This window comes from Halomonas sp. 3D7M (genome assembly GCF_014897885.1).
Lineage (GTDB): Bacteria > Pseudomonadota > Gammaproteobacteria > Pseudomonadales > Halomonadaceae > Vreelandella.
This window is the reverse complement of the sequence record NZ_JABUZF010000076.1, coordinates 1-10,587: the sequence shown is the minus strand read 5'-3', so window position 1 is coordinate 10,587 and position 10,587 is coordinate 1. Positions and strand designations below refer to the sequence as shown.

Annotated in this window: 8 protein-coding genes; 1 reads left to right on the top strand and 7 read right to left on the bottom strand. The window is 52.6% G+C overall.

The genetic code is table 11. The annotated features are described in order from the left end of the window. Positions 1 to 407 precede the first annotated feature (407 nt). Positions 408 to 1,667, top strand: coding sequence for an alanine racemase (gene alr / locus INT22_RS02510; RefSeq protein ID WP_193067610.1), 1,260 nt, complete (start codon positions 408 to 410; stop codon positions 1,665 to 1,667). Between the two features lie 252 nt (positions 1,668 to 1,919). Here the strand turns inward: alr and INT22_RS02505 are convergent, their stop codons facing one another. From INT22_RS02505 to hutU, 7 genes are all read right to left on the bottom strand, one after another. After that, positions 1,920 to 3,179, bottom strand: a complete 1,260-nt coding sequence (locus tag INT22_RS02505; RefSeq protein ID WP_193067609.1) for an aminotransferase class I/II-fold pyridoxal phosphate-dependent enzyme — start codon at positions 3,177 to 3,179, stop codon at positions 1,920 to 1,922. Between the two features lie 39 nt (positions 3,180 to 3,218). Continuing rightward, complete coding sequence (locus INT22_RS02500; RefSeq protein ID WP_193067608.1) at positions 3,219 to 4,628, bottom strand: FAD-binding oxidoreductase; 1,410 nt, start codon at positions 4,626 to 4,628, stop codon at positions 3,219 to 3,221. Between the two features lie 47 nt (positions 4,629 to 4,675). Further along, the gene (locus INT22_RS02495; RefSeq protein WP_193067607.1) at positions 4,676 to 6,025 is read right to left on the bottom strand and encodes a YjiH family protein; all 1,350 of its coding nucleotides are present in this window, start codon (positions 6,023 to 6,025) and stop codon (positions 4,676 to 4,678) included. Between the two features lie 160 nt (positions 6,026 to 6,185). Beyond that, positions 6,186 to 7,112: an electron transfer flavoprotein subunit alpha/FixB family protein gene (locus INT22_RS02490; protein WP_193067606.1), complete on the bottom strand. Its 927-nt coding sequence runs from the start codon at positions 7,110 to 7,112 to the stop codon at positions 6,186 to 6,188. 14 nt (positions 7,113 to 7,126) lie between these two features. Continuing rightward, positions 7,127 to 7,876, bottom strand: a complete 750-nt coding sequence (locus INT22_RS02485) for an electron transfer flavoprotein subunit beta/FixA family protein (protein WP_193067605.1) — start codon at positions 7,874 to 7,876, stop codon at positions 7,127 to 7,129. A gap of 56 nt (positions 7,877 to 7,932) precedes the next feature. Beyond that, positions 7,933 to 9,465, bottom strand: a complete 1,533-nt coding sequence (gene hutH, locus INT22_RS02480) for a histidine ammonia-lyase (RefSeq protein ID WP_193067604.1) — start codon at positions 9,463 to 9,465, stop codon at positions 7,933 to 7,935. A 26-nt stretch (positions 9,466 to 9,491) separates the two neighbouring features. Next, positions 9,492 to 10,587 (bottom strand): urocanate hydratase (gene hutU / locus INT22_RS02475; RefSeq protein ID WP_193067603.1); only part of this gene is annotated, 1,096 nt, incomplete at its 5' end.

Below are 10,587 nucleotides of genomic sequence, written 5' to 3'. Positions count from 1 at the left end.
ATTTTTGCATTACGTTGACTGATGGCAAGCCAAACCAAAACTGCGTCTATAAATTAATTTTTTATTAATTTTCATAATGTTATTGTGTTTTTGAGCGAAGGTTGCCGATCGGATGTATTAGATAAGCGTTGATAAACGGTGTAGCCAACAGATCGTTTAGTCTGTTAATGGCCTAAGCCCACTTTGGATCAGGATTTGAGACAGCGCTTGAATACACGCCGAGCAGAAGAGTTGCTCCACGCCTTCAGTCAGAGTAATCAGCGAAAGAGCTTTCCTTCTCATCAGGTTATTGCGTCCTAGCGCTGCTTTTTTTAATAAACGCGGCACGCGCTATCGTTAAGAATTGTTTAGTAGGGGTAGTGTGAGCGGTGGGGTCTTAACAATGAAAACGAATCAAGGATCTGATAATGAAATATCCACTAACCCTGTTAGCTGCCGCTGTTGCTGCCACTGTTACTTCTACCTGTTATGCGGCGCCGTTGCTGAGCGACCAAGCATTGCTCGTTGATAGCCCGGAACACTTGAGTGCCAATGCCTGGGTAGAAATCTCGCAATCGGCTTTTGAAGGGAACGTTCGCGGTGTTCTGGAATTATTGGGCGAAGAAGCGGAGCTTTGCGCCATTATGAAAGCCGATGCCTATGGTCACGGCATTGCTAATTTAATGCCTTCCGTGATCGCGTTAGGTATTCCTTGTATTGGTGTGGCGAGTAACGAAGAAGCGCGAGTTGTCCGGGCGTCTGGTTTCGATGGGCGTTTAATGCGCGTGCGCAGTGCGACACCAGAAGAAGTGCGCGGTGCCTTTGATTACGGCATGGAAGAGTTATTCGGCGATATAACAGCCGCCCGCCAAGCATCCAGCGATGCCGCTGAGGCAGGGGTAACACTGCGCTATCATTTGGGTCTGAATGCTGGCGGTATGGGGCGCAATGGCATGGCGCTTGATAGTGAAGCAGGGCGCCAGGAAGCGTTAGAGCTTCAAGACTTAGCGTCGTTAGAGCTGGTGGGCATCATGACCCACTTTGCCTTTGAGGATGAAGATTTTGTTCGCCAGGGGCTGGAAGCGTTTCATGAGCAAAGTGATTGGTTAATCGAGACGGCTAACCTGGATCGCGAGGCGCTAACGCTTCACGCCGCCAACTCATTTACCACTATGGAAGTGCCTGAAGCACGCCTTGATATGGTGCGCCCGGGTGGCTTGCTGTATGGCGATCTACCCCATTATGAACAGTTCAAACCGGTGATGTCGTTTCGCACGCGGGTAGCGTCGGTCAACGATTACGCGCAAGGCAGCGGCGTTGGCTACGATAACGTCAGGGTGTTGGAGCGCGATAGCTTATTGGCGAACTTACCTGTTGGCTATTCTGATGGCTATCGCCGTGTTTTCACAGATGCTGCCTTTGTACTGGTCAACGGTGAGCGAGTGCCAGTCATGGGTAAAGTGTCAATGAACACAACCATGGTAGACGTGACAGATGTGGAAGGAGTGGAAGCGGGGGATGAAGTGGTGCTTTACGGGCTCCAGGGTGACGAGCGAATTACCATTGGAGAACTTGAAGACCTTAATGGCGCGCTACTTGCCGACCTTTACACGGTATGGGGAAACTCCAACCCGAAGGTGTTGCGTCCAAGCGATAGCGATACAGATACAGGTAGCGATAGCGAGTAATTATTGCCAATAAAGGTAGTAATGTACTGTGTTTGCTGACGAGGCCACCCCGCTCAACTGAGCGGGGTGGTTTCGTTTGAGGGAAAGGGCACTATTCGCTAGCAATGTTTACCCAGAAACACCTTTAAGGATGCTTTCACGTATTCTAATACTCTTGCTAAATTGTGACTATTTCATTTACTCAGTAAAATTTCATAGGGAAACGAAAATGAAGTTTCCCAGTGAGCCTGTCGAGTTGAGCGAGTGTTGGACTCACTGTCTTGTTTCTTCTGTGGCAATGATAGTTGCATAGGCGAGTACTTCAGTTGCTAATCGTACTTCGTCCAAGCTGATGGAGGTTGGTGCAATGCGGATATGGCTATCCTGGGGGTCGCACCCATGAGGGAAGGCGGCACCGGCAGGCGTCAACTCAACCCCAGCTTCATACGCTAGCTGAATGGTGCGCCGAGCACACCCTGTGGGTGCGTAGAAACTAACAAAATATCCTCCTCTTGGCTGTGTCCAACTAGCGAGCTCTGAGCGACCTAAGATGCTGGTTAGTGTGTTGTCTACGATCTCAAATTTCGGGCGAATCAGCTCTTGGTGTTGCTGCATATGGCGCTTCACTGCCTTCAGATTTGGGAAAAACTGAGTGTGCCGCAACTGATTAAGACGGTCGGGCTGTATGGAGCGTTTTGAGGTCTGGCTAAGGAACCAAGCCAGATTGGCCGGTGAGCTAGCCATCGCAGCTAGGCCAGCTCCAGGAAAAGTGATCTTAGACGTCGATGAAAAAGCTAAAGGACGATTAGGACACCCTGACCGCCGGCATTCATCCAGAATATTTATGACGTCATCCTGCTTGTCGTTGATTGCATGGATAGCATAAGCATTGTCCCAGATAATCCGGAAGTCCTTGGCGGCTGTGGTCATGCTGGCCAGGCGTCTCACAACGTCAGTCGAATAAGTGCAGCCGGTAGGATTGCTGTATTTGGGGATGCACCAGATACCCTTGATCGAGCTATCCTCAGCGACCAGTCGTTCGACCTCTGCCATATCTGGCCCATCGTCATTCAGTGTTATAGGGATCATTTTGATCCCATAAGATTCACACATTTGAAAGTGAAAATCGTAGCCGGGTACGGGGCACAGAAAAGAGACCCTATCCTCTTGCTGCCAAGGGCGAGGGCTGTCTGGATTGCCCTTAAGAAAACTATAGACGAGATTATCGTGCATCAGAGCTAGGCTTGAGCTGCCTTCAACCAAAACCTCATCAGGCTCACATTCCATTATACTTGCCATGAGTTGCTGAGCTTCAGGGGTGCAGCGCTTTCCTCCATAGTTTCGATAATCTGTGCCTTGACTCTCGAAAGGCACCGATAGGTTGAGGAGAGCTGAGGATAGGTCCAACTGTTTTGCTGAAGGACGGCCTCGGGCCATGTTGATTGACAGCTTTTGTGCTTTCAGTTCGGAGTAGCGTGCCTGAGCAAGAGCGCTGAACTCAGTTATATTTGTCATGTCCATTTCATGTGCCATGATTGTGATAATTTAGTTGTAATGATTCAAATCGTCATTTTATGAAAAATCGCTAGCGTCCCGAGGTAGGTCGAATATCTTACCGGGATTAAGAATACCTTTTGGATCAAGGCTCTGCTTGATGCTTCGCATGGCACTAAGAGCGTGCTCATCCACACTGTGATGTAGAAAGGCTTTTTTCAAAACGCCGATACCATGTTCGGCAGAAATTGCTCCGGCATAGTTGGCAACCAAGCGATAGACGATGGCTTCTGCAGCAAGCACCGTTTCTTTATTCTGATCGGGTAAAGAGCGTGCATCGATTGTTAGATGTAAGTTGCCATCGCCGATATGGCCGAAGTTGACCACTTTTGCAGCAGGCCACTCGTTGAGGATGGCCGCGGTAGCTGATTCAACAAAATGGCCAATCTCTGGTAACGGAAGACTGATGTCGAAGTTGATCGGTGACATCTTGACGGGAAATTCGGCGGTTGCCTCGCGAATCTCCCAAAGTTGCTGTGCTTGTTGCTCGGAGGAAGCAAGCACGGCATCGACTACCTCCCCGGCTTCCATGGCTTCCGCTAGTGCTTCCTCCACCAAAGTTGCATTCCCTTCGACTTCGCAAAGTACGTAGAGAGCGTGGTGTGTCTCTATAGGAGGCATTTTCTGAAGCCAATCGCAACTCATGGTATAGAAGCAGTTCCACATGACCTCGAAGGCTTCGATCTCCAATCCAGGACGGCGTAGGCGCGCGAGCAGGTTTAGGGTGGACGCATAGTTAGGGAGTGCGCAGAGGACTGTCTCTGTATGTCCAAGGCGCGGCGATAGCCGCAGCACAGCGCGCGTAATAATTCCTAGAGTCCCTTCCGAGCCGATAAAGAAGTGTTTCAGATCGTAGCCGGTATTATTCTTGATCATTGGACTGAGCAGGTTGAGGATACGCCCGTCGGCTAGCACGACCTCTAATCCCAGAACCTGCTGGCGTGTCATTCCATGTCGGATGACTGCGTGCCCGCCAGCATTGGTGGCGATATTGCCACCAATTTGGCAGCTACCACGAGCGCCAAAGTCCACCGGATATCGCCAACCATGTTGCTCAGCCTTTTGTTGCACGGCTTCTAGGGTATTCCCAGCCCAACTGGTTAAGGTTCCAGACGCCTCGTCGATCTCGATAGGCCCTGTTAGACGCTCTAGCGACAAGGCAACCACATCCGCTGTAGGTTCGGCGCCTGCCGCTAGGCCAGTCAGTCCCCCTTGGGGGACGACTGGGACTCGGTATCGGTGGCACAGTGCAAGGCAGCGTGCCACTTCCTCCGTGGTGGTCGGGCGATATAAGGCAAGTGGTTGACAGGGGGTATGGCCAGTCCAGTCGCTATAATAATGGCTTGGAATATCATCGCCATTCAGGAGTTCTGCACCAAGGTGCTCTCTCAGGGTTGAAAGAAGTTCCTCTCGAGATACCGTTTCCATTTTTTATCTCCTTCACATAGTGGCGGATGGCCATGCTTTTTACAGCATTAAAAGATTAGGTGCGTCGCAATGGCGACTAGCGGAATCGCTAGGGCCGTTCTGATCAAGAAAATAACCACCAGTTCGAGAACAGTTAATGGAATATTGGACTCGAGCATCGCGTTGGCGCTTTCTGTGAAGAAAATGATCTGTACGGTGGAGAGGGTGCAAACAAAGAACACGCTCATCGGATCTATATTATCTACACCAGCGATGATGATCGCAGGTAGTGCAATCTCTGCAATCGATATCAGTATCGTGGGAGCGATAGCGGCAGCATCTGGTAACTGTGTCAGTTGGATAATGGGCTCGACGAGGTAGCCTAGGTAGTCAAAGATCGGTGTGTAGGTGGCAATAAGCAGTGCGACAGTGGCAATACTAAGAACATAGGCAAGTATCTTCTGTGCAAAGGTTGCTGCGGCCCAAAAGCCTTTGAGGAGATCTTCCTTGTTAGCTTCCGCTGCTCGCAGAGAGGCGCGGCTGGTAGCTTTTGCCAACAGGCTTGTTTTAACGCCGTTGTCGTCCTCTTCGATTAGATCCTCTGCTTGTTTGTCGTAGTACTCGTCTTTTTTCCTGCTGATAGGCGGAATGCGCATCATGACGGCAGCAAGCGAAAAGTTAATAATAAACGAGACCAGGATCATGTGAGGAAGATACTCGGTGATACCACCGATGGTAGCCAGCAGGGCGAAGAAGCCGAGACTGCAGATGCTGAAATTGGTTGCGATGCCAGCAGCTTCCCGTTGGTTATAATAGCCGCTGGTATATAGCTTGTTAGTCAGGAAGATACCAACCGCTGGAGCAGCGACGAAGGAGGCAATGGCGTCCACCGCTGAACGCCCAGGTAGGCGATATAGTGGGCGCATCAATGGCTCCATGAGGGTGCCGACGAAGTCTAAAAAACCAAACTCTGTCAGAAAAAGTACAAAGAAACCCGCTACCAGTACCGTGATGAAGACCGAGCCACCTAAGTATAGAGATAGGCCGCCAACATCATCGTGAAGCAACCAGTCTGGTCCAATGCCAAAAACCAATAATATGGCAAAGAAGGCGCTTAACATGAAAAGAATGCCATTCATGATGCCGTCTTTTTTGTGATACCTAGCCATCCTGGAGTTAGGCATTATTAGGGATAGGATCCAGGTCGCTGCCAATATTAGTGCAAGTGCGAGAGTCATATATTTGACGGCCCCCCCCATGCCATCTTTGATTGCATTGATGATCATGACTAGAGGGATTTTGCTCGTTCCGTCATCCAGCGGTATGGGTAAAAAGAAAAACAAAATACCGATTAAGCTGCCGATAGCAGCTTTCCATAACCCGCCCTGATTCGTTTTTGCGGCTTCCAAGTTATGCATTATGTGTCTCCATCGTTGTTATTGGCTTCTTGTTAACTTATTGATGACGTTATAGGTTTGTCTGGGGATATGCGTTCTACCCCAGTGCTTTTCTGCTGTAGGGGGCGTTACTTGTATTTCTCCTATGGCCGCGTAATGGCTTAGGTGAATTAACCCGCCGCTATAGTTTGCTATGCAGTTCTGGCAGCGCCTCGAAGAGGTCGCCTACAAACCCATAGTCGGCGACTTGAAAAATTGGTGCCTCCTCGTCCTTATTGATTGCCACGATCACTTTGGAGTCCTTCATACCAGCTAGGTGTTGGATCGCTCCGCTGATACCCACGGCGATATACAGATCGGGAGCGACGATCTTGCCGGTCTGACCCACTTGCATATCATTGGGCACAAAGCCAGCATCAACAGCAGCTCGTGATGCGCCGATGGCTGCGCCTAATTTGTCGGCGACTCCATCAAGCAGCTTGAAACTCTCACTGCTGCCCATGCCGCGGCCGCCAGAAACGACTACTTTGGCTGCGTCCAATTGGGGGCGGTCGCTCTGTGCTATCTCTTCTTTCACGAAGATTGATTTTGCGCTGTCAGCAACGTAATGGACCGCTTCGATGGTGGCGCAGCCGTTTTTGCCAACTGCATCGAAGCTAGTGGGACGCACGGATATGACTTTAAGGTCATCGTCGCTTTGTACGGTGGCGATGGCATTGCCCGCATAGATTGGACGCTTGAAGGTATCGGTGGAGTCCACCGCGATGATCTCGGAAATCTGCGAGACGTTGTTTAGTGCGGCCACACGCGGTAACACATTCTTGCCTGTAGTGGAGGCCACCGCCAACACGTGACTGTAATCACTCGTGAGCTCGCAGATCAGCGTGCTTAGCGGTTCGGCAAGCTGATGGGTATATGCGGCGTTATCGGCAACCCGCACCTTATTGACATTGTCGAACTTGGCGGCTGACTCGGCCACGGCCGTGACATTTTCGCCGGCCACCAGGATATCGATATTGCCACCGATCTCCTTTGCAGCTGCGACCACATGGGCTGTAGTACTACCCAGGGTGCCATTGTGATGCTCGGCCAGGATCAGAATGCTCATAAAGTTAGCTCCTTTCAAAGCACTTTGGCTTCATTCTTGAGTTTGTCGATCAGCTCGTCCACTGAGCTCACCTTGATTCCACCTGCACGCTCAGCTGGGGGGGCTACTCCAATTAGTTTTAGCTTGGTAGTAACATCAATACCCATTTCTTCGGGGGTTGTGGTGTCCAGCGGCTTCTTTTTCGCCTTCATGATGTCCGGCAGCTTGGCGTAGCGTGGCTCGTTAAGGCGTAGATCGGTAGTGATGATGGCCGGGAGCACCAGTTCGATGGTCTGCAGACCGCCATCAACTTCGCGTGTCACCCTGGCTTTATCATCTTGAATAATTACCTCGGAGGTGAAAGTCCCCTGGGGCAGGCCAGTTAGGGCAGCAAGCATCTGACCTGTCTGGTTGTTATCGGTATCGATGGCTTGCTTGCCGACGATAACCAGTCCCGGCTGTTCATCTTCCACCACTTTGGCGAGTAGCTTGGCCACAGCCAGTGATTCGATGCGTTTGTCAGACACAATGTGAATGGCCCGATCAGCGCCTAATGCCAAGGCGGTACGCAGCTGCTCCTGGGCAGTTGTGGGGCCGATGCTCACGGCCACAATTTCGGTGGCCACGCCGCGCTCCTTCAGTCGTACTGCCTCTTCCACAGCGATCTCGCAGAAGGGGTTCATAGCCATCTTGACGTTAGTGAGGTCGACGTCGCTATGATCTGGCTGGACCCGAATTTTGACGTTGTAGTCGATGACGCGTTTGACCGCGACGAGGATTTTCATTAGTTGGAACCCCGCTTTGTTGGATGAAGAATCTATCGCGTTGGCTGTGTTCAGGGTCAATGACTGGGCAGTAGGCTTGCGGGTGCCAGACGATTGAGGTGGCGTTTCGCGAGGAGTTGGCTGGCCGCCTCAATGTCTGGCGCAAAGAAGCGATCCTGTTCGTAGTGGGCAACGTGCTCACGCAGCAACTGCCTGGCTTGCTCCAGCGGCGCAGTGGTAGTTAGACCGTGGCGCATATCCAGCCCTTGGCAGGCACAGAGCCACTCAATGGCAAGGATGTCACGCACGTTATCGGCCATTTCCCATAGCCGTTTACCCGCTGCCGGTGCCATGGAAACGTGGTCTTCCTGGTTGGCCGAGGTAGGTAGGCTATCAACGCTATGCGGGTGCGCTAACGCTTTGTTTTCACTGGCAAGCGCGGCTGCAGTTACCTGGGCGATCATAAACCCAGAGTTGACGCCGCCTTTCTCGACCAGGAAGGGCGGTAACTGGGACATGTGTTTGTCCATCATCAGCGAGATGCGTCGTTCCGCCAGTGAGCCAATTTCGGCAATCGCCAAGGCTAAGTTATCAGCCGCCATGGCCACCGGTTCGGCATGGAAGTTGCCGCCGGAGATGATGTCGTCGGTATCTTCAAACACCAGGGGGTTGTCGGATACCGCGTTGATTTCCACCGCCAGTATGTCGGCAACATGGCGAATCTGTGTCAGTGCTGCACCCATCACCTGTGGCTGGCAGCGCAAGGAGTAAGGATCTTGCACTTTATCGCAGTTGGCGTGGGAGTTGCCGATGTCGCTGCTCTCGCCGAGTAAATGTCGGTAGGCCGCCGCCGCATCGATCTGGCCACGTTGGCCACGTACTTCATGAATGCGCGCATCGAACGGTGAGCGTGAGCCCAGCGTGGCTTCAACCGTCAGTGAGCCGCAAACTGTGGCGGCAGCATAGAGGTCTTCGGCATCAAACAGGCCGCGTAGCGCGTAAGCCGTTGACACCTGGGTGCCGTTGAGCAGCGCGAGACCCTCTTTCGGAGCCAGTGCAATCGGGCTAAGACCGGCGACTTTTAGCGCTTCTTCGGCACTGAGCCACTCGCCTTTGTAGCGTGCTTTGCCTTCACCAATCAGTACCACACTCATATGGGCCAGCGGCGCGAGATCACCTGACGCACCCACAGAACCTTTGAGCGGAATATGCGGATACACTTCGGCGTTGATCAATGCGATAAGGGCATCAAGCACTTCACGACGAATACCGGAAAAGCCGCGTGCCAGGCTGTTAACCTTAAGCACCATGATCAGCCGCACAAGGCTGTCATCCATCGCAGCGCCCACGCCGGTGGCATGAGAAAGCACTAACGAACGCTGCAGTGCTTCCAGGTCTTCATCGGCGATACGCGTTTGAGCAAGCAGCCCGAACCCGGTGTTAATACCGTAGACCGTGCGGTTTTCCTCAACTACCCGATTGACGCAATCGACGCTTTTTTGAATTGCCTCGTCGGCACTGCTAGGCAGGCTAACCGTGACGGGGGATTGAAAGACCTGGCGCGCTTGCGCCAGTGTCATTTTGCCGGGCTGAATATCGAGATGGGTCATTATGAGTGCTCCTTGAAGTTGTTGAATTAGCTCTTCAGCATCGGCAAGTCGAGGCCGTTTTCACGGGCAGATTGTTTGGCAATGTCGTAGCCAGCATCGGCATGGCGCATAACGCCAGTACCCGGGTCGTTGCGCAGCACGCGGCCAAGGCGTGCGTGGGCATCATCGGTGCCGTCGGCGACGATAACCACCCCAGAGTGTTGTGAATAGCCCATGCCGACACCACCACCGTGGTGTAGCGAGACCCAGGTCGCGCCACCGGCGGTGTTAAGCAGGGCATTCAGCAGCGGCCAGTCGGAGACGGCGTCGGAGCCATCCATCATCGCCTCGGTCTCGCGGTTGGGGCTTGCCACGGAACCGGAGTCCAGGTGGTCACGGCCAATCACGACGGGTGCTTTAAGCTCGCCGTTTTTGACCATCTCGTTGAAGGCTTGGCCAAGACGCGCACGATCTTTCAGGCCGACCCAGCAGATACGTGCCGGAAGGCCTTGGAAGCTGATGCGCTCGCGGGCCATATCCAGCCAGTTATGCAGGTGCGGGTCGTCGGGGATCAGCTCTTTGACTTTTTGATCGGTTTTGTAAATGTCTTCCGGGTCGCCTGATAGCGCGGCCCAGCGGAAGGGGCCAATTCCCTGGCAGAATAAGGGGCGGATATAGGCGGGTACAAAACCAGGGAAGTCGAAGGCATTTTCAACGCCTTCTTCTTGAGCCATTTGGCGAATATTGTTGCCGTAATCGAAAGTGGGTACGCCCATCTTCTGGAACTCGAGCATGGCTTGTACATGCACGGCCATTGATTGCTTAGCCGCTTTTACGGTGGCTTGTGGTTCGGATTTACCACGTGCCACGTACTCTTCCCAGGTCCAGCCTGCAGGCAGGTAGCCGTGTAGCGGGTCGTGGGCACTGGTTTGGTCAGTGACCATGTCGGGCTTCACGCCACGCTTGACCAGTTCGGGTAATACATCCGCGGCATTCGCACACAGGCCAATCGAGACGGCTTTGCCTTCGGCAGTGTAGCGTTCGATACGCGCTAACGCATCGTCGAGATCGTCTGCTTGCTCATCTAGATAGCGCGTGCGCAGGCGGAAGTCGATGCTGGTTTGCTGACACTCGATATTCAGC